Below are 19259 nucleotides of genomic sequence, written 5' to 3' on the forward strand. Positions count from 1 at the left end.
CCATCGGGCGATCGGCGCCCGATTTCAAGCGTCATGGCGTCCTTCGCACGGCCAGCCGCATCGGTAACATCACATCTTCAGCAAGATTGATCACCGCGGCCGGACTTCACTCTCTACACTGGGACAGCCGCCAGGGCCGAAGTCGAACAGGCCGAAATCGTGACAGCGCCCGCCGGGCCGATTGCCGCAGCGACGCGACTTCGCGATGGGTAACCGCACGGTGCGGTGACACGAACGACAGCCATCAGCAGGCTTCACTGAGTGCTTCGCTAGACATGGGCTAGCTGTCAGTTGATTGGACATTGATGCCGGCATGGCGTCGTTCGCAGTCGGAATTCGAACGGGAGCTCTCGATGCTGAGACGGACATTGGGCCGGGCGTTGCTGGGCGCGTTGGCTTGCCTCGCGCTGCCCCAGGCCGCCGACGCCCAGGGTGCCAAGCCGACCTTCGTGTTCACGGGCATCCCCGACCAGGACGAGAGCCGTCTCGTCGAGCGCTTCGGCAAGGTTGCCGCCTACCTCGAGGCCAAGCTCGGCGTGCCGGTGAAGTACCTTCCGGTGAAGAACTACCCGGCGGCGGTCACGGCCTTCACGAACGGGCAGGTCCAGCTCGCGTGGTTCGGCGGCTTCACCGGGGTGCAGGCGCGCAAGGCCGCGCCCGGGGCGCAGGCGATCGCGCAGGGCGCCGAGGACGCGGCGTTCAAGACCTACCTCATCGCCAACACCAAGACCGGCCTGACGCGCACGGCCGATTTTCCCAAAGCGATCGCCGGCAAGACCTTCACGTTCGGCTCCCGGGCTTCGACCTCGGGCCGGCTGATGCCGGAATACTTCATCCGCGAGGCGTTCCTGGGCAAGACGCCCGAGGAGGTGTTTTCCCGGGTCGGTTTCTCCGGCGATCACAGCCGCACGATCCAGCTCGTCCAGTCCGGGGCCTTCGAGGTCGGGGCGGTGGACTATTCGGTCTGGGATCTCGACAACAAGGCCGGCAAGGTCGACCCGAAGGAGGTCGGCATCATCTGGGAGAGCCCGCCTTTCCCGGATTATCAGTGGACCGTGCGCGGCGATGTCGACGCGATCTACGGGGCCGGGTTCACGGAGCGGCTCAAGGCAGCGCTGGTCGGCATCACCGACCCGGCGATCCTGGCGCCCTTCGCGCGCTCGAAGTTCATTCCGGTGACCAACGCCGCCTACGAGCCGGTGGAGCGCGTTGCGAAATCCACGGGCCTGTTGGATTGAGCCGCGCGCTATCGTGAGCCCGCCCCGAACCGAAGCCGAAGCCGAAATCGTTCTGTCGAGCGCAACGGCGGCCTATGACGGCAAGCCCGTCCTGTTCGGCGTGGACCTCACCGTCCGGGCGGGCGAGCGCATCGCGCTGATGGGTCGATCCGGCGCGGGGAAGTCCACCCTGCTCGGGCTGATCCACGCCCAGGTCCAGCCGCGGGTGGCCCTGATCCCGCAGGCAGCGGCCCTGGTGCGGACGCTCTCGGTGTTCCACAACGTCTACATGGGCCGTCTCGACCGGCGCTCGACCCTGCACAACCTGCGAACCCTGGCGTTCCCGGCCCGCGCCGATCTCGCGGAGGTAAGTGGGATCCTCGGGGAGGTCGGACTCGCTGACGCGGTCCGAGCCAAGGCCGGGGCGCTGTCGGGCGGCCAGCAGCAGCGCGTCTCGGTCGCGCGGGCGCTCTACAACGGGCGCCCGATCCTGATCGGCGACGAGCCGGTCTCGGCCCTGGACCGCAGGCAGGGTGGCGTGATCCTGGAGCGGATGGCCGCCCGCCACCAGACCCTCGTTCTGGCGCTTCACGACATCGCCCTGGCGCTGGCGCACACGGACCGGATCATCGTGCTCGATGCGGGCCGGATCGTTCTCGACGCGCCCGCCCGCGACCTGGACGAGGCGGCCCTCGTCCCGTTCTATGGGCAGGCCGCATGAACGTCCTGCGCGTGACGGCCGGCCGGGGCTACGCCGCGGCGACCCGCTGGTTCGTCGGCGGCGCGGCGGCGGCGCTTCTGCTGGCCGACCTCGCCGTCACCAGCCTTCACCCCTGGGCCGACCTGCGGCGCCTGCTCGCCGGCCTGATCCACCCGGATTTCCCGTCGGTGGAGATCTGGAGCGTCGTCTACACCGTCGCCTTCGCGATGCTCGGGGTGACGATCGGGGCCGGCGCCGGCTTCATGCTCGCCATACCGTTCGCTAGGTCCCGGAGCGTGCGGCTCGTCTGCGCCGGCCTGCGCTCGGTCCACGAACTGTTCTGGGCGCTGCTGCTGACGCAGGTATTCGGCCTGTCGGCGACCACCGGCATCCTGGCCATCGCGCTGCCCTATGCGGGCATCTGCGCCAAGGTTTATTCGGAGATCATCGAGGAGGCGGATCTCTCCGCCCTGCGCGTCCTGCCGGCGGGGACCGGCGCCCTCTCGGCGTTCGCCTACGCCCGCCTGCCGGAGGTCGCCGCGGCGTTCCGGCACTACACGCTCTACCGGTTCGAATGCGCGATGCGCTCGACCCTGGTGCTCGGCTTCATCGGCCTGCCCACCATGGGCTTCTATCTCGAATCCGCCTTCCGCCAGGGCCGCTACGCCGAGGCGGGGGCCCTGCTGCTGATCTTCTACGTCCTGATCGGCTCCCGCCGCCTCTGGATGCGCCTCTCGACCCTGCCGGTCCTGCTCGTGGGCAGCGTCCTCGCCCTGCCCAAGACCATCGGGACGACCGACTGGCTGACGAGCCTCGGCCGCTTCCTCGGCCACGACATCGTGCCGAGCCCGCTCCGGTCCGGCGCCGTCCTCGACCCGGCGACCTGGGGCCGGTTCGGGCTCTGGCTTCGGCCGATCGTCACGGAGCAGATCCTGCCCGGCGCCCTCCAGACCCTGGTGCTCGCCCAGATCGCGCTGGTCGCGACCGGCCTCGGCGCGCTCATCCTGTTCCCCCTTGCCTCCCGTCGCTTCGCCGGGCCGGTCGGGCAGCCGTTCGGGCGGGTCCTGCTGGTGATCGTACGCTCGACGCCGGAATACATGCTGGCCTACGTGCTGCTGCAGCTGCTCGGCCCGTCGATGCTGCCGGCGATCCTGGCGCTGACGATCCACAATGCCGGCATCGTCGGCTACCTCATGGGCCGCCACGCCGACGACCTCGCCTACCGCCCCGACGCCCCGTCCGGCCTGAATCTGTACAGCTACGAGACGCTGCCCCGGCTCTACGGTCAGTTCCTGGCCTACCTGCTGTATCGCTGGGAGCTGATCCTGCGCGAGAGCGCGATCTTCGGCATCCTCGGGGTCGCGACGCTCGGCTTCTACGTCGATGCCGCGATCTCCGAGATGCGCCTGGACGTCGCCGTGGTGCTGATTGTTGCCACGGCGCTCCTGACCGCGCTGGTCGATGCCCTGTCCCGGGCCCTGCGCCGGTCGCTGCGCCTCACCGATCTGCCGACACGGCTCTCCAAACCCCTGCACGGGTCCGCGGCTGACCCGCCGTTGCGGGCGGCCTGTACCTGACGGCGCGCAGCCCTTGAGACGCAGCCCTTGAGAGGATCGATGCGATGCGGACGGACCCCTTCACCGACACGTGGCTGTTCCTGATCGGGCAGCAGAGCGACGAGATCGCCCTCGGTTGGGGGCGCTGGCTGGTCGCCGGCGGCTTCGCATTGCTGGTCCTGGCCAGCATCGTCATCGCGATCCGGGAATGGATCGAGGACCCGGCCCAGCGGACGGGCCGCGACGTCACCCTGTGGGCGCTGCGCGCCCTGATCGGCGGCATGTGGTTCCAGGGCATGCTCTGGAAGCTGCCGCTCTTCTCCACCGAGAACGGGCTGTACTACTGGACCGGCGAGGAGGTGACGAACGCCGCCTTCGCGATCCACCGGGAGTTCGTGCAGAGCGTGCTGCTGCCGACGCCGGCGTTCTACATTCTGGACGTGCTGGTGTTTGTCACGGAGCTGACCTTCGCGGTCTCGCTGCTGCTCGGGCTCGGCGTCCGGGTCATCGGGGCGATCGGCGTCGCGTTCGTGGCGCAGCTCTGGCTCGGCCTCTACCTGCACCCGCAGGAATGGCCGTGGACCTACGTCTTCCTCGGCGGTCTCATGGCCCTGTTCAGCGTCTTCGCGGCGGGCCGCAGTCTCGGCCTCGACGCCGCGCTGCGCCGCCGGTACCCGCCCGGCCTCACCTTCGGATGGGCCGCCAGCTTGGTCCGCGTCGCGACCTGAGGGGCGGCGCGTCAGCCGGACCGGCGCCCCTCGCGGGACAGGGCGCGGGCGAGGCGCAGGAAGGTCGTGCCGATGACCCAGGCGGCGCGCATCCCCACCCGCCAGTCCCCCGAGACCTTCGAGGCGCCGCCCTGCCGCGGGCGCTGCCCGACGGCGACCTCCGCGCAGCGTAGGCCCGCCGCGGCGGCGCGCATCAGCATCTCGACGTTCCAGCCATAGGTCTCGTCCCGCATGCCGAGGCGCTCCAGCGCGTCGCGGCGGATCGCCCGGTAGGGCGACATGTCGGTGAAGCGGGCGCCGTAGGTGAGCCGCAGCAGCCAGCCCGCGAGGTGCCCGGCGACGATCTGCTGGGGGCTCATGGCGTCCGGCTCGCGGTCGCCGCGGATCCGGGAGCCCTGCACGAAGTCCGCCTGGCCCGCGCGGATCGGATCGAGGAGGGCCGGGACGCGATCGAGCCGGTCGCTGCCGTCGCCGTCGACGAACAGGACGATGGCGGTCTCCGGCGGCAGCGCGGCGATCCCGGTCTGGATCGCCCGTCCGTAGCCGCGGCGGCGCTCGAGGATCACGCGCCCGCCCGCTGCGGCGGCCCGCTCCCGAGTGGCGTCCCGCGAGCCGCCATCGATGACGAGGACTGCGTCGGCCCCGTTCGCCAGAAGCCCCGCGACGACACCGCCGATCGCGGTCTCCTCGTCGAGGCAGGGCACGACGGCCGTGACGAAGGATGCTGCGGTCATAGGCTCCAGCGGAGCCCACAATTACCGCAGGCCTGCGGCGGCGTGTTTGAAAGAAGGGCGGCCCGGAAATCCGCGTAGGCCGGGCCGTTCCAGATCTCCCGCAGGGTCTCCTGCGTGGCATCGCCGAGGGTGTAGTTCTCGTAGCCGCGCTGCGAGAACGGCGCGATGCAGCATGGCAGCGCCCGGCCGTTGGCGGTGACGTACATCACGTTCCAGGGCCGGCGGCAGAGCGACCAGGGCGAACCGTCCGCGTCGCGACGGAGGCTCATCCCCGGCTCGCTCGCCGCCCCCGAGGCCGAGAAGGTGAGCCCAAGCGCGCGCGCGACCGCCTCGGCCTCGGTAAGGTAATGGGCCTCGTCCGCCTCCATGCGCTCGTAGAGGGCCTGATCGGGCCGCGCCATGCCGAGGGCGTCGTCCGCGAAATAGACGAGCCGCTGGAGGTAGACCTCCTTCACGCCGGCCTCGGCCGCCACCCGCACGAAGGCGGGCAGCTCCGGCAGGGTCTCCTTGAGGCCGGTGAGCCAAGCTGAGACCCGCGGCTTCGCGTGGCCCTCGCGCTCCTGCAGCGCCCGGAAGGCCCGGACGTTCTTCAGGATCCGCTCGAAATAGTCCTTGCCGCGTACCGTGATGTAGGAGGCCCGCGTCGAGGCATCGAGCGAGACGCGCAGTTCATCCAGGCCGGCCTCGATCAGGGCCCGCCCGTTCTTCTCCGACAGCACCGTGCCGTTGGTGTTGAACAGGACGTAGGTTCCGCGATCCTTGAGGTAGCGGACCATGCGGGGCAGGTCCTTGACCAACATCGGCTCGCCGACCCCGTGGAGCACGGCGCGGCTGAGATCCGGCACCTGATCGACGATGGAGGTGAACAGCGCCCAGCTCATATCGGCCGGCGGTTCGAGCTCGACATAGGTGCGCGGACAGGTGGTGCAGAGCAGGTTGCAGCGGTTCGTCACCTCCAGATAGAGGCAGACCGGCATGCGCTCGACGACGGTCTCGACTGTCTGCGGCGCCGCCTCGTGGTAGCGGCGCGGGTCGAAGGCCGGGGCGGCTGGTTGCGTGGCGGTGGTCATCGGATGAGCCCGGAACGGCGGCAGATTCCAACCTGCACCAGCGCTGCGGCCGCCACCAAGGCGGCGAGGATCGCTGAGCGGGCGTCATATGAGAGCTGCGGATCGCCAGGAACGACGTCGTAGAGCATGAAGCCTCCCACCGTGAGGACCCAACCCGGAAGCGTGGCAGCGACACTTAAAAATGGCACGGCCATAAGGAAGTACCATGGGAATTCGGGCGAGAGCAGGAAGAGTAACGTCACGATCGAGCAATTGATGTCGCGCAGGCTCCACTCCGGTGTCCGGCCCCTCCGGAACCCGGTGCGCAGCGCCAGCGCCGCCAGGGTCATCAGGCACAGGATCAGGTAGATCTGGGTGTCGTGAGGCCACATGCCGGCCGACTGCCGCCAGATCCGCAGCAGCGTGAAGCCCGAGCCCGACGACAAGCCCTGCTCGTCGGCGTAGCCCGTGGCGAGGAAGCCGAGCACGCCCCTCCCGACGGACAGGTAGGGCAGATAGGCGAGCGCGATCACGATCGGCACGAGGGCGACCATCCGCCAGTCCCAGGGTCGCCACAGGCCGGGCAGCGCGATTAGGGCGAACGGCTTGGCCAGCGCCGCCAGCACCACCGATGTCGCGCCCGCGTAACGGCGGCCGACGGCCAGCGCCAGCCACAGGCCGAGCATCATCAGCGCGATCATCAAGCCGTCGACATGGCCCTGGCCCGCGATCTCCCAGACCGGGAGCGGGTGCCAAGCGTAGGCTGCAACGCGGGCCTCCGATTTTCCCGTGAGGCGCAGCAGACCGATCAGGGCGACGATCGTCATGCCCTCGCACGCCACGAGGGCGACCTTGATCGCAAGCGGGCTCGCCGAGATGCGGGTGACGAGGAGGAAGAACGCCTGGGCCACCGGGGGGTAGATGGTCACCGCGTAGTCGGCGCGGTTAATGAACGGATAGACCTGCGCGTCGCGCAGGAATGTTAGCGCCGGGTCGGCCGGGACATAGCGGTAGGGGTTGATCCCGGCGCCCTGCACAAGTCCGTCCCAGACGTAGCGGAAGATGTCGGTCGACAGGATCGGCGGCGCGGACAGCGCGAGGAGCCGCATTGCGAGGCCGGCGCCGACAATGATGGCGAGCGCTCGGGGTCCCGTGAGGTCGTCCATGCGCGCGGCCAGTGCGGCGATCACGCCGCCGGCGCAGGCGAGCGCCAGGAACGCATCGTCGCCGAAGCCCTGAAGAAGCGGCATGCCGAGCCCGATCAGCACGGTTCCGGCGATGCCGAGGGCCGTCAGGCGACGGACAGGGCTCACGCGTCACGCCATTGGGTCAGCAGCGCGCGCGTCGCGGGCGCCTGACCCCCGACGAGGCCGTCCGCGGCGAAAGCCGGCGGGATTCCCGCGATCTCGTCCTGCAGGAGGTGGAATGTCCCCGCGTCGTCGATGTCGTACCAACGGGGGAGCACCTCGGCCTCCAAGCCGATGCCGGCAGCCTGCTCCAGCGTACGGGCCAGCACTGCGTCTGTGCTCCACGGGATGCCGGCGAAGAGTTCGGGATGATCGGCCTTCAGCCCGATATGCGTGTAGCCGCCGTCGATGGCGGGCCCCAGCACCACGCGGTCCCCGGACCGTCGCAGGGAGACGATCGTGTCCGAGAGCAGCGATGCGGGCAGGGTCGGCGAGTCGGCGTTGATTAGCACGACACAGTCGTGCGCCTGCTCAATCAGCAGACGACGCACGGCTGTTCCGAGGATGACCCCGAAATCGGATCCTTCCTGAAGCAGCAGGCGGAAGGCGGGCGGCAGGATGGCAGCGAGCTCAGCTTCCGATCCCGCGGGCGCATAGATGCCGTATCCCTGCCGTCCTAGGACCTCGGGGACCGCGAGCACGACACCGGCGACATCCGCCAGGAAACAGGCAGAGAGATGGGCTGCCTTCTCCGGACCGAGGCGTGCGGCAAGGCGCGTTTTGGTCAGACCGGGGCGCGGGGCCTTGCACATGATCCCGAGCGCTGCCGTCATGCATCCCCCATGTCGGCGCAGCGCCGCGCGCCCGAAGCTGTGATCGGACGATGCGTCCGCAGCAAAGGGAGAGCAAATTGTTGCTGGAAAGCCAAATCACAAAGTGCGATCGGGTGTGGCTCTCGCGGCTGTTGAGGGTCTGCGGGATGCCTGCACCGGGCCATTCGAAGCCCGCGCAGACCTGACGCTTAGTGGAGGGCAAGCCTCCGGGAGAAGGGCTCTCCGCTCTTGCCATGGCGGCACGCGGAAGCGGACCAGCCGCTTTCGGCCAACGCCGGTCGCGTCAGTTGTAACCGGTAAACGTCTAGGTTGGGTGGATTTCTGACCGTTTGCTTACGCGCAAATGAGGCATGAGAGCGGACTGCGAGATCCTGCATCATTTACTTGGTCACACTCCGCCGCACCCAGCACGCACCCGCAGCGGTTTGGCTCGGTCCACCACACAGAAACTGCCGCGGAGAACGCGTCATGCGCGCGTTCACCTGATCCGGCAGGTCGGCTTTGGACTTCGGGGGAGCCGGAGCGACTACTACGCGGCGTGAATGTTCGGCGGCCCGAGATGCTGGAGAAAATCCGGCTTGCCGAGGCTCACTCCAGCGCTGCGGAGGATCCCGTAGGCTGTGGTCACGTGGAAGAAGAAGTTCGGAAGCGCGAAGCCGGTGAGATAGGCCTGCCCGCTGAAGCGGTATCCCATGCCGTTCGGAAACTTCAGTTCGACTTCCCGCTCCGCGCCTGAAGCCAACGCCGCCGGATCAATGCCTTCAACGAAGGTAATCGTTCTGGCACAGCGCTCCTTGAGATCGGCGAAGGTCGCCTCGACGTCGGGCATCGAGGGCGCTTCGATCCCGGCGAGCCGCGCCACCGCGTTCTTCGCACTGTCGGACGCCATTTGGTACTGGGCAGACAGTGGCCTCATGTCCGGAGCCAGCCGCCGGATGAGCAACTCGGCTTCCGGCTTTTCCGATGCCGCCTTGTCGAGCCACGTGCTCATATTGCGAAGCGCGTTAACGAAGACGGGGACGCTGACGTCGTGGATGCTGATGCTCATCCGAGCTGGCTAAAGCACCTGCTTTCAAAGACTCGGTGAGAAAGCGCACACCGCCTATGGCTGCGTCTAACGAAGTTGCCAAATCGCCGACGAACATCCGCTTTGGAGAAGCGACGGGAGCGGTTCGGGCGGCTGGGTTGGGTCGATAGGAGGCCGTCCGCTTTTGTGGCGAGCCTGCTCCGAAGCGGACTGGCTGCTTTCGGCCAGACTACGTCACGCTGGATCGCCATTGCGCGTAGAATCGGACGTTCGGCTTTGCGCCCATTCCGGCCGCTCAGCCGACTCTAGCGGCTTCTCCAAAGCGGACGCTGCAACAGCCCAGTTTGTAGGCCTGAGTTGCGCCAGGAGTCGACATTGGGTTCAGGGTTTGAACCGAAGATTCCGAGTATTATCGGGTAGTAAGCCAACTTCTGGACCCGACTCACCCAGATTATTTGTCATATTGTCAGATTAAAACCGAAACCGACAGGCATAAACTAGCTTGTCTGCTTGCTATATTGCGCTGACAAGCATCAAGGTCAGACGAGTAAATTTGACGGATTCCAAGACTGCGGTCTAATGACTGGTCGCCCTCTGCCACTGATCAGGGCCGAGCGCTTGGTACCTGCTTTTACTCGCACGCAGATGGGGCGATCAGAGATACTCGACTGCGGTTGCGAAGGGCCGCCGCACCAGCCTCACTCCAGGACCGCGCAGGATCTCGATGCGGGTCTCCGCGCCGTCGCGGAACAGGCGCAGATCAACCGTCTGCTGCCCGACGGTGAAATCCAGTAAGGTCAGTTCCAGTATCCAGTCCGGCAGGTGCGGGTCGGCCAGGATCGTGCAGGATCTGGCGTCCACCCAGGCGCCCATCAGGGCATGCAGCAGGCTGAACACCGAGCCCGCCGCCCAAGCTTGCGGGACGTTGGCCCCGAGATACTGCACCGGGAAAGGCGCGTCGGACCGGCTCGTCCCGGCGAACACCTCCGGCAGGCGATGCAGCATGAAGCGGTCGGCCGCCGCGATTAGGCCGGCCGCGATGCGGGCTGCCTCGGCGTGGAAGCCGTACTGGGCCAGCCCGACCGCGATTACGCCGTTGTCATGCGGCCAGACCGCCCCGAGCTGGTAATCGTGCGGGTTGTAGGCCGGATGATCTGCCGACAGTGTGCGCACGCCCCAGCCGCTGAACATGTCCTCAGCCATCAGCCGCCGCGCCACGGCCTCGGCCCGCTCGGGCGGCACGATCCCCGACCAGAGCAGGTGGCCGGGATTCGAGCTGACGCTCATCACCCGCCGCTTCTCCGGATCCAGGCATAGCGCGTAGTACTGCGCGTCCTCGTCCCAGAACGCGGCGTTGAAACGCCGGTGGAGAACCTGCGCCTTTTCCCTGAGCGCCAGCGCCCGATCCGGTCGGTCGAGTGCGTCGTAGATCTGGGCCATCCGGCGCCACGCGTCGTAGACGTAGCCCTGCAATTCGCACAGCGCCTTCGGCGCGGGCACGTCGTCGCCGCTCTCGTCGAGGACGGCGTTGTCCGCGTCCTTCCAGCCCTGGTTCTCAGCCCCGTCCGGCGCGCGGCGCTGGTACTCCTGGAAGCCGTCGCCATCCAAGTCACCGTAATCGTCGATCCAGGCGAGGCAGCGTTCGGCAGTGACGAGGTGGCGCTCGATCAGGCTCCGGTCGCCCGTGAACTGCCACGCGCGGTGCAGCAGGATGAGGTAGAGCGGCGTGGCATCCGCAGTGCCATAGTATGGCCGGAATGGATTCAGACCCAGGGCGGCCATCTCGCCGCGGCGCAGCTCGTGCGGGATCTTGCCCGGCTGCATGTCGCGCGCATCGTCGGTCGCGTCGGCTTGATAGCGGGCCAGCATCTCCAGCGCACCGCGCGCGAAGTCGGGGTAGACCGGCACGGTCTGGATCGCGGTAATCAGGCTGTCGCGCTCGAATAAAGCGGCAAACCACGGGATGCCGGCGGCCGGTACGAAGGCTTTGCAGTCCGTGCCCTCAAACGGCAGGCGCAGGGCGGCGAGGTCATCGAAGGATCGGTCGTAGAGCTGCTGCAGGCCGTTGTGCGGCGTGCGCAGGCGCGGGGCCCCATCGCGCCAGTCGCGCAGGGCTGCGGCTGGCCTGGACCGCTCACGCCCGGCGAAGGCGACGCTCGGCGCGTCGAGCGTGTCGTCACCGTCGATCCAGCGGTAGTCAAGGTCGGTGCTCCAGGACTGCTGGGGACCGAGTTCAACGGGGAAACATAGCGCGCCGTCCCGAAGGACTGGCCTTGCTGCGCCGTCTGCTGCACCAACCCATAGTCCGCGACGGAAGCTGTCATTCGTGTGGACAGTCGCGAGGCAGCCCTCCTCGGGGGACCAGTGGGTGCAGGTCTCGCCGCGCACGACGATCCGGTGAGCCTTCACGTCGAAGACATCGGCGAAGTCGCAGGACACCTGCACGGCGAGGCAGAGACGCACGCGGCTGCGGTTGTGGTTGCGCAGCTTGAGCGACTCGCGCATGCCGCCGTGATCAAGCGAGCGCGACAAGGCAAGGCTGACTGTGCCGGCGGGAACCTCGCCCGCATCTTTGGGCAGGGTTGGGTTCACCATCACGACCTGGGCGGCAAAGTGGTCGGTGGCTGCGGAATTCAGCACCTGCCAGCCGCGTCCATCGACGGTGACCGTCCAGGCGCTGATGAGGCGGGTGTCGCGGAAGAACAGGCCGCGCTCGCTCGGCTGATGGATCTGGCCGTCGACCTCGGTGATGAGCACGCTGTCGCCGACGTTGATAGTGAGCTGAGCCGGACCGACGCCAATCTCGTAAGCCATGCACGAGCTTCTCTGCGGAATGCCCGGCGAGGCCGGGATCGGATCTCGGCGATTAGGCGACTTCCTGGGCAGCCTGCCGCATCATACTAATCCAAGCACTCAACTCGTGCCGGGTTTCCACTCTCGCCTTAGCGACTTCCGCTGCCGCCGCCAGCACTGCCATTTGGAACAGCCCGCTCAGGTAGGTTCGCGTTGCCGCCAGCTGCCGAGTCGGTCGTAATGGTCTCGGCTCCGGTAGCTCCGCGAGGAATGACTACATTGCGATCATTGCCTGTCGTGTTGGGCTGAGCCTGGATCGCTGCACCCCCTGATCGTGGGGTGCCGCTGGGCGCAATCGGCTGAGCTGACACCGCTCCTGAGCCAAGTGCGGCAAGCGAAGCAATTAGGATGGTCGATGTAAGGCGCATTAGTCGTCCTTTCAGGTGCGATTCTTTGATTAACACGGCGCCGGAGCGAAGTTTCCAGGCGAATATCATGTGTATTTCGATATTAGCAATTCGCGGTGTGATCTATTCCGCAAGGCAGATCCCTAAGTATGATACCGTTGGAATTCGGCGAAGTGGCTTATGTGCTCAGATGGCTCATCGTTGCTGGTCGTTGGAGTACGAAAACCCTGCGCGAACGAACTCGGAGCAAACCATCACGCACGAAAAAACCGCCGCGACCGGAGCCGGGCGGTTTGAGGTGGATCCCGTTGAGAATCAGAGTCCGATCTACGCGCCTCATCTCGCCCGCCTAGCCGAATAGCGCAGACAAGACGATCGAAAGAGGGCTGGGGGCGAACTCTACCTCACAATGCTGCAGCATGATGCCCCCTTTCGCCGCTCCTGAATGTTGCACCGTCGCCATCCACGCCGTCCGGAGGACGCCTAGCAGGCTCTTGAAGAAGTTCGTGGCGTGACCGACCCGGGCGTGATTCACTCATTCTCGGGAGCGCGTGGGGAAGGCGGATGGGGGTGCGGATCAGCGGTCGGGGACGTTGTTCTCCTACGTGGATCTGGAGGCTCGGGTCCGGCCCGACCACCTACTGCAGACGGTCGGCAGCACACGGATGTGGCGCTCGCAGCGCTGAACCAGGACTTCTTTGTGCTCTACGCGGCGCGGATGGGTCGTCCGTCGATCCCGCCTGAGATGCTGCTGCGAGCTATGCTCCTGCAGGCGTTCTACTCGATCCGCTCGGAGCGGCAGTTGATGGAGCGTCTGAAATTCGACCTGCTGTTTGGCTGGTTCGTGGGGCTGGGCGTCGACGATCCGGCTTGGGATCATTCGAGCTTCGGCAAGAACCGGGACAGGCTGCTAGCCGGCGAGATCGCCGCCAAGTTCCTGGCAGCCGTGCTGGTCCAGCCCCAAGTAAAGCGGCTCCTGTCCAGTGACCACTTCGGCGTCGATGGCGCACTGATCGAAGCCTGGGCCTCGATGAAGAGCTTCAGGCCCAAGGATCAAAGCGGGGATCAAGCACCATCGCCGGCCGGTGGGCGCAACACCGAGGTCGCCTTCAAGGGTCAGAAGCGTTCGAACGAGACGCGCGGGAGCACCACCGATCCCGAAGTCAGGCTTATCCGCAAGGGGCCGGGCATGGAGGCCAAGCTCTGCTTCATCGGCCACGCTTTGATGGGGAACTGCTCGGCCCTGATCGTGGACACCTGCATGACGTCCGCGCACGGTCTCGCCGAGTGCATCGCCGCGCTGGCGATGATCGAGCCTAGGGCGGACCGGCCCAAGGCCAGCTCAGTGGGCGCCGACAAGGCCTATGACGCGGAGGACTTCGTCGATGAGCTCAGGTCGATGAATGCGCACGCGCACGTGGCCCAGAACACCTGCGGCCGCCGCTCGTTCATCGATAGGCGAACCACCCACCATGCCGGCTATGGCATGAACCAGAAGATCCGCAAGCGCATCGAGGAGGGCTTGGGCTGGATCGAGACGGCGAGTGGCCAGGGGAAAGCCCGCTTCAGGGGCCGCGACAAGGCCGGACGGGCCTTCGCCTTCACCGCAGCGGCCTACAACCCCGTCCGCCTGCCCAAACTGTTTGGAGCTCTGGCGTGAGCGTTCTGGGCAAGTGGCGGATCGTCGAGCTGCCCGGCTACGCGGACGACTATGCCGACATGGTCGAGCCGCCCTGCATCCTCTTCGAGGCCACCGGCGGCGCGTTCGCCTTTGGATGCGTCACCGGGACGTTTGCTGGTGGCGGTGATCACGCAGCCGTTGAGTTCGACTGGTCCGGGAACGACGAGATGGACGAGGCCCGCGGCTCCGGATGGGCCGAGATCCAGGCCGACGGCTTGCTTCAGGGCGAAATCGGCATCCATGCCGCTGACGAAATCCCCTTCATCGCTCGCCGCTGGCCGAGTTCTGCAACAGCCTGTTAGGGCGCCTGCAGTTACCTGTTCGGAAAGGCGCTAAACAGCTAAAGCTCTGCGCAGACGCAGCGCCTCCGGTAGCCGCTGCGTCCGCCGCACTCGCGCCGACGCCCGCAGAAAAGTCAGAAAGTTATCCGCCTCTTCAAGGCTCATGCCGCATGCAACAGGATCGTGGTCCTGCACGACCATATGGGTACCGTCGCCAGCAAGCTTTACACTGATTTTCGGCATCCAGCTTCTCCCTATAGAAGCTTTGAGGGCGCTCTGCTTTGACCGGGCTCCTCACAAACACAACCGACCTGCCGGCATCCGGTTCGCAAGCGCGACAGATACTGCCGTGAGACAAAGTGGTTGTGCGATGAGGACCATGTGCGTGCAACTCCACAGATCCATGCGGTCGTCACGATCGTGAAGATCGAGGCCGACCAGCGCGCCATGTGCTGTGGCTGATCGTGTCAGCCCTGTTCTCTTGGTATGGGGCACACTTCGGCAGCTACAATGACACCTACGGCTCGCTCGGCCCGGTCGTCGGCTTCATGGCCTGGATCTGGCTGTCGACGACGGTCGTGCTGCTTAGCGCAGAGCTGAACGCCGAGATGGAGCACCAGACCGCCCGCGACACCACGGTCGGCGGCCAGAAGCCCCTCGGCGCCCTGCAGGCTAGCAAGGCCGACACTGTTGCAGCGTCGCCCTAGTATCGACCCCGTCAGACCTGCCAGGCCTCTGGATTAAAGCCACGGGGATCTGAATCGTGAGAGTGCCGCTGTTCGCTACCGTCATCTGCATGGGCCTGTCAGCACAGACCCACTCTATCGACAACTGCTGCTCCAGGCGTTGTCCAGTCCCGCCAAATTGAGTAGAGCGCCGCCATCACGACTGGCCCAGCAAAAAGGCCGACAAGCCCGAAGGTTTCGAGGCCACCTAGGATCCCGATCAGGGTCCAGACCAGCGGCAGCCGCGCGGCTCCTCCGATGAGGGCCGGCTGAACGAAGTTGTCGCCAGCCAGCATGACGGTGGCCCCCCAACCGAACACGCCGGCCGCACCAAACCATGCGTCATGCTGGATCGCGAGAATCAGGGCCGCAGCCGTGAATGCTAACCAGGCTCCGAAGGGCAGCATCGCAAACGTGACGGTGAGCAGCGTGAAAAGCCCAGCCTGCGGTAGCCCGGCAACCCAGTAACCAACAGGTCGATGCGCACGTCCGACTGCAGCACCTTCAGCCCGGCGACGCTGTCGGAGGCCTCGATGGCGGTGTAGCCGAGATCCTCCAGCACCTCGGTGACCAGCATCCGCACTGAGGGCTCGTCGTCGACGATCAACACCGTCTCGCCCTGGCGGGCCTGCCCCACCTCCTCAAGCCTGCGAGCGACCTCGTCCTCGTCCGCCTCGCCGTAATGGCGTGGCAGGTACAGGCAGACGGTCGTTCCCTCTCCGACCTCGGAGTAGATCCGCACCTGACCGCCTGACTGCTTGGCGAAACCGTAGACCATCGAGAGCCCGAGGCCAGTGCCCTCTCCGGTGAGCTTGGTCGTGAAGAACGGCTCGAACACCTTCTCGATCAGGTCCGGCGCCATGCCTGTGCCGGTGTCGGTCACGCAGACGCCGAGGTACTGGCCGGGCGCGAGATCGTGCCGGCGGCCTCCGGCCTCGTCGATCCACTTGTTGGCGGTCTCGATGGTGATGCGCCCACCGTCCGGCATCGCGTCGCGGGCGTTGATGCACAGGTTGAGTAGGGCGTTCTCCAACGGCCCCGGATCGATCAGCGCCGGCCACAGACCGGCGAGGCCGACGACCTCCAGGTGGACGGCAGGACCGACCGTCCGTCGGACGAGCTCCTCCATGTCCTTGACCAAGCGGTTCACGTTGGTCGGCTTGGGGTCGAGGGTCTGGCGGCGGGAGAAGGCAAGCAGGCGGTGGGTCAGCGCGGCGGCGCGCTTGGCCGCTCCCTGGGCGACCGTCATGTAGCGGTCGAGGTCGCCCAGCCGGCCCTGGCCCATCCGCGTCTGCATCAGTTCGAGCGATCCCGAGATGCCCGCCAACAGGTTGTTGAAGTCATGCGCGAGCCCGCCGGTCAGTTGGCCGACCGCCTCCATTGTCTGGGACTGCCGCAACGCCTCCTCGGCCGCCATCAGGGCATCCGTGCGCGAGGCGACCCGCTCCTCCAGGGTCGTGTTCAGTGTAGAGAGTTCCTCGGCTTGGCGGCGACGCTCGTCGATGTCGGTGTTGGTGCCGACCCAGCGCAGGATGGCGCCCTCCGCGTCCCTGACCGGCTCGGCTCGGACCAGGAACCACCGGTAGGCGCCGTCGGCTCGCCGGATGTGGAACTCCGTCTCATAGACCTCCCCGCTCGCGAGGGACCGTGCCCATGCCACACCGGCGGCGGCGAGGTCGTCCGGATGCAGCACCTTCGACCACTCGTCGATGCCGTCGAGTTCGCCTGGCGTGGCTCCGCTGTAGGCGTAGACCTGATCATTGAACCAGTAGTGGTGTCCGTCCGGGCGGCTTGCCCAGACGTGGTTCGGTATCGCCTGGGCGAAGGCGCGGAACTGCTCCTCGCTGGCGCGCAAGCCCTCCTCGGTGACACGGCGGTCGTGGATGTCCTCGACCACCCCGTACCAGGCCACGATGCCGCCGGCCTCGTCGCGACGGGGACGGGCCCTGGCCCGCATCCAGCGGTAGTTCCGCTCGCCGCGACGTTGATGCGGTAGTCGACGTCGACCGGCTCGCCGGAGGCGAGGCAGCGAGAGAACACCGCGACGGTATGCGGGATGTCGTCCGGGTGCAGCGCCTTCATCCAACCCGCGCCGTCCGGCTCGCCGGGTGCCTGCCCAGTGAGTTCGAGCCAGCGGGTCGAGTACGAGGTGATGTTGCCGGCCGGATCGCATGTCCACGGAACCTGGGGGTTCAGCTCGACCGTATGCCGGAAGTGGTCCTCGCTCTTCCGCAGCGCCTCCTGCGCGGCGCGCTGGTCGGTGATGTCGCGCGAGACGCCGGAGAACCGGACCGGGCGACCTTCCTCGTCGAACTCGATCTCGCCCTTGCGCGCGATCCAGCGCAACTCGCCTGTGTCGGCGCGTCGGATGCGGTAGGCGACGTCCCTGGGGGGGCGGCCGACCGCGCGGGTCGCCGCCGACGACACGAGGTGGGCATTCTGGGGTAGGACGAGCGCCTCGAAGGCGCTTGAGGGATAGCTCGCACGTTCGGGCAGTCCGTAGAGGCGACAGAACTCCGGCGTCGGCTCCAGCACGCTATCCGCCAGCCGGACTGAGAACAGCCCGATGCCCCCGGCCTCCTGGGCGCGACGCAACCGCGTCTTGTAATCCGCCAGCGCCTTGCCGGCGAGATGCTCGGTCGTCCGGTCACGGGCGATCTTGGTGAAGCCGAAATGCTCGCCGACCTCGTCGAGCAGAGGCATCAACTCACCTGACGCCCAGAAACGCCCGCCGTCCTTGCGGACGTGCCAGCGCTCGTCCGAGGCGCGGCCTTCAGCCCGCGCCTGTCGCATCTCGGCTTCGGGCCGTTCCGCCGCACGGTCCCCGGGCGTGAAGAAGCGGTCGGCGGGTTGGCCGCGCATCTCCTCGGCGGTCCAGCCGAAGATACGCTCGGCACCGGTGTTCCAGTCGGTGACGAGACCGTCGCAATCCATGACGACGATGGCGAAATCGACGGCGCTGTCGAGGATGGCCCGCTGCCGCCGCTCGTTGGCCGCCAGTTGCCTATTGGCGTTCCGGTAGCCGGTGACGTCGACCTGGCTGCCGAAATGTAAGAGGACGTTCCCCTCCCTATCCAGGATCGGGCTTATGAAGAGCTCGTTGAGGAAGGGGGTACCGTCGCGCCGATAGTTCAGGATGTCGATGGCGATGTCGCGCTTTTCCGCGATCGCGTCGCGGATGGCCTGGACGTGGGCAGGGTCGGTGTCAGGCCCCTGCAGGAAGCGGCAGTTGCGACCGAGGAGATCCTCGGCGCCGTAGCCGGATAAATCCTGGAAGGCCCGGTTGGCGAAGACGATGGGATCGTCCGGCAGGCTCGGGTCGGTGAGGATCATCGGCATACGGGTCTTCTCGACCGCGGAGAGCAGCTGACCCAGGCCGGTAGGCGTCGTCCGCAGCTTCCGGCCGAACGCCTCGCCTCCCGCCTCGGGGAGGCGGGACCGCAAGCGCAGCACTTCCGCCTCAAGTTCCTCGCGCGACAACGCCCCGACGTCGAACTCAACCAAAACCAATGTCCCTCGATTGACCGAGGTCCGGCTTCGACAACGTGCATCCGTGGGAGCAAGCCGTCGGGATTAGGCCGGTTCCGCCCCTGCGCGCGCACGTTCGCGCCCGGCCGGGGCCACGGTGACCGAGCATCGCCCCGACCTGCGGTGGACGGGAACTCGGGAAGGCGGCCCTCCACCACGCAGCGCAGTCCCTCCGACGCGAAGTCCATGGACTGCGTCCTGCCGACCTGCGCCATGAGCCCGCGCTCGATCAGCCTGAAGCCGAACCCATTTCGCGCTTGGCACGTGATGGGAGGTTTGGCGGTTTGAAGCTTCGGCGTGATGGCCCGCCCGAAGGTTCAGGGACCGCGGGAAGCGGTGGCCACTGCGTGGGCCCAAAACCGATGCGTCGGGTTCTGAAGGTCGTAGTCAACATGGCCATGGCTAGTCATCCGCCAGCCGAGGAATGCGTGCGGCTTGGGTCGACCCCGGATAAGGGCCCCGGAAGCGTTCGCTTTATGTGTCACAACGCCAGGACGTTGTAGCCGCCGGACCAACCACTCCCTCTCAACGGCAGCTGTTAAACTTCAAGCGGCCACTCCGGCGTCTTCGGTCGAAGGTCCGCTGATGGCGCGAGACAGGCAGTCGTCAGAAGTCGGACGCACGTCTGGTTTCTTGATCCTACCTCCCGAGAGCAGACTGGCAGAAATCCACCCTAGTGCACTGACTCAGACGGATGGTTCAGGGGATCGGCTGACGGCGGCTAGGATGTCGGTGGCGGGTTTGGTCCAGACGAAAGGTCTGGCGCGCCGGTTGTGCTCGGCGATGTAGCGTTTGATCGCCGCCTGAAGGTCG

Annotated in this window: 14 protein-coding genes and 4 pseudogenes; 7 read left to right on the top strand and 11 right to left on the bottom strand. The window is 66.8% G+C overall.

Annotated elements, in window-relative coordinates; translation table 11 throughout:
* The first annotated feature begins 353 nt into the window (after window positions 1–353).
* From MKK84_RS12625 to MKK84_RS12640, 4 genes are read left to right on the top strand one after another with little or no spacing between them, the layout of a single operon-like run.
* Window positions 354–1238, top strand: coding sequence for a putative selenate ABC transporter substrate-binding protein (locus MKK84_RS12625; RefSeq protein WP_243920188.1), 885 nt, complete (start codon window positions 354–356; stop codon window positions 1236–1238).
* Window positions 1239–1251: 13 nt separating this feature from the next.
* On the top strand, window positions 1252–1938 hold the full coding sequence (locus MKK84_RS12630) for an ATP-binding cassette domain-containing protein (RefSeq protein ID WP_243920189.1): 687 nt from the start codon (window positions 1252–1254) through the stop codon (window positions 1936–1938).
* Entirely contained in the window at window positions 1935–3494 is a 1560-nt protein-coding gene (locus tag MKK84_RS12635; protein WP_243920190.1) for a PhnE/PtxC family ABC transporter permease, read from the top strand. The genes MKK84_RS12630 and MKK84_RS12635 overlap by 4 nt, the downstream gene beginning before the upstream one ends.
* A 44-nt stretch (window positions 3495–3538) precedes the next feature.
* Window positions 3539–4201: a DoxX family protein gene (locus MKK84_RS12640; protein WP_243920192.1), complete on the top strand. Its 663-nt coding sequence runs from the start codon at window positions 3539–3541 to the stop codon at window positions 4199–4201.
* Window positions 4202–4212: 11 nt separating this feature from the next.
* Here the strand turns inward: MKK84_RS12640 and MKK84_RS12645 are convergent, their stop codons facing one another.
* From MKK84_RS12645 to MKK84_RS12675, 7 genes are all read right to left on the bottom strand, one after another.
* Window positions 4213–4935, bottom strand: coding sequence for a glycosyltransferase family 2 protein (locus tag MKK84_RS12645; protein WP_243920194.1), 723 nt, complete (start codon window positions 4933–4935; stop codon window positions 4213–4215).
* Window positions 4932–6005, bottom strand: coding sequence for a radical SAM protein (locus MKK84_RS12650; protein WP_243920195.1), 1074 nt, complete (start codon window positions 6003–6005; stop codon window positions 4932–4934). The genes MKK84_RS12645 and MKK84_RS12650 overlap by 4 nt, the downstream gene beginning before the upstream one ends.
* On the bottom strand, window positions 6002–7297 hold the full coding sequence (locus MKK84_RS12655) for a hypothetical protein (protein WP_243920197.1): 1296 nt from the start codon (window positions 7295–7297) through the stop codon (window positions 6002–6004). Before MKK84_RS12655 ends, MKK84_RS12650 begins: the two co-directional genes overlap by 4 nt.
* Window positions 7294–8004, bottom strand: a complete 711-nt coding sequence (locus MKK84_RS12660; protein ID WP_243920199.1) for a TIGR04282 family arsenosugar biosynthesis glycosyltransferase — start codon at window positions 8002–8004, stop codon at window positions 7294–7296. Before MKK84_RS12660 ends, MKK84_RS12655 begins: the two co-directional genes overlap by 4 nt.
* 529 nt (window positions 8005–8533) lie before the next feature.
* Window positions 8534–9052: a DUF1993 family protein gene (locus MKK84_RS12665; RefSeq protein WP_243920201.1), complete on the bottom strand. Its 519-nt coding sequence runs from the start codon at window positions 9050–9052 to the stop codon at window positions 8534–8536.
* 633 nt (window positions 9053–9685) lie between these two features.
* Window positions 9686–11845, bottom strand: coding sequence for a glycogen debranching N-terminal domain-containing protein (locus MKK84_RS12670; RefSeq protein WP_243920202.1), 2160 nt, complete (start codon window positions 11843–11845; stop codon window positions 9686–9688).
* A 128-nt stretch (window positions 11846–11973) separates the two neighbouring features.
* Window positions 11974–12252 carry a hypothetical protein gene (locus MKK84_RS12675; protein ID WP_243920206.1) on the bottom strand — a complete coding sequence of 93 codons (279 nt, stop codon included), beginning with the start codon at window positions 12250–12252 and terminating at the stop codon, window positions 11974–11976.
* Between the two features lie 530 nt (window positions 12253–12782).
* Here MKK84_RS12675 and MKK84_RS12680 point away from each other — a divergent pair.
* Together MKK84_RS12680 and MKK84_RS12685 are read left to right on the top strand one after the other, a co-directional pair.
* Window positions 12783–13891: pseudogene (locus MKK84_RS12680) on the top strand (IS5 family transposase).
* Window positions 13888–14214 (top strand): hypothetical protein, encoded by a 327-nt coding sequence (locus MKK84_RS12685; RefSeq protein ID WP_243920203.1) that lies wholly within the window; start codon window positions 13888–13890, stop codon window positions 14212–14214. Before MKK84_RS12680 ends, MKK84_RS12685 begins: the two are co-directional and overlap by 4 nt.
* 30 nt (window positions 14215–14244) lie before the next feature.
* On the opposite strand, the gene MKK84_RS12690 is transcribed toward MKK84_RS12685, so the two are convergent.
* Complete coding sequence (locus MKK84_RS12690) at window positions 14245–14436, bottom strand: hypothetical protein (protein ID WP_243920204.1); 192 nt, start codon at window positions 14434–14436, stop codon at window positions 14245–14247.
* Between the two features lie 206 nt (window positions 14437–14642).
* Between MKK84_RS12690 and MKK84_RS12695 the strand changes: the two are divergent.
* Window positions 14643–14900, top strand: a pseudogene (locus tag MKK84_RS12695) (YihY/virulence factor BrkB family protein); the annotation flags it as partial.
* 98 nt (window positions 14901–14998) lie between these two features.
* Here MKK84_RS12695 and MKK84_RS12700 read toward each other — a convergent pair.
* From MKK84_RS12700 to MKK84_RS12710, 3 genes and pseudogenes are all read right to left on the bottom strand, one after another.
* Window positions 14999–15346, bottom strand: a complete 348-nt coding sequence (locus MKK84_RS12700; RefSeq protein ID WP_243920207.1) for an AI-2E family transporter — start codon at window positions 15344–15346, stop codon at window positions 14999–15001.
* Window positions 15301–18422 (bottom strand): annotated as a pseudogene (locus tag MKK84_RS12705) (PAS domain S-box protein). The gene MKK84_RS12700 and the pseudogene MKK84_RS12705 overlap by 46 nt, the downstream one beginning before the upstream one ends.
* Window positions 18423–19132: 710 nt before the next feature.
* Window positions 19133–19259 (bottom strand): annotated as a pseudogene (locus MKK84_RS12710) (IS630 family transposase); the annotation flags it as partial.

The sequence above is a fragment of the Methylobacterium sp. E-065 genome, from assembly GCF_022829605.1.
Taxonomy (GTDB): domain Bacteria; phylum Pseudomonadota; class Alphaproteobacteria; order Rhizobiales; family Beijerinckiaceae; genus Methylobacterium.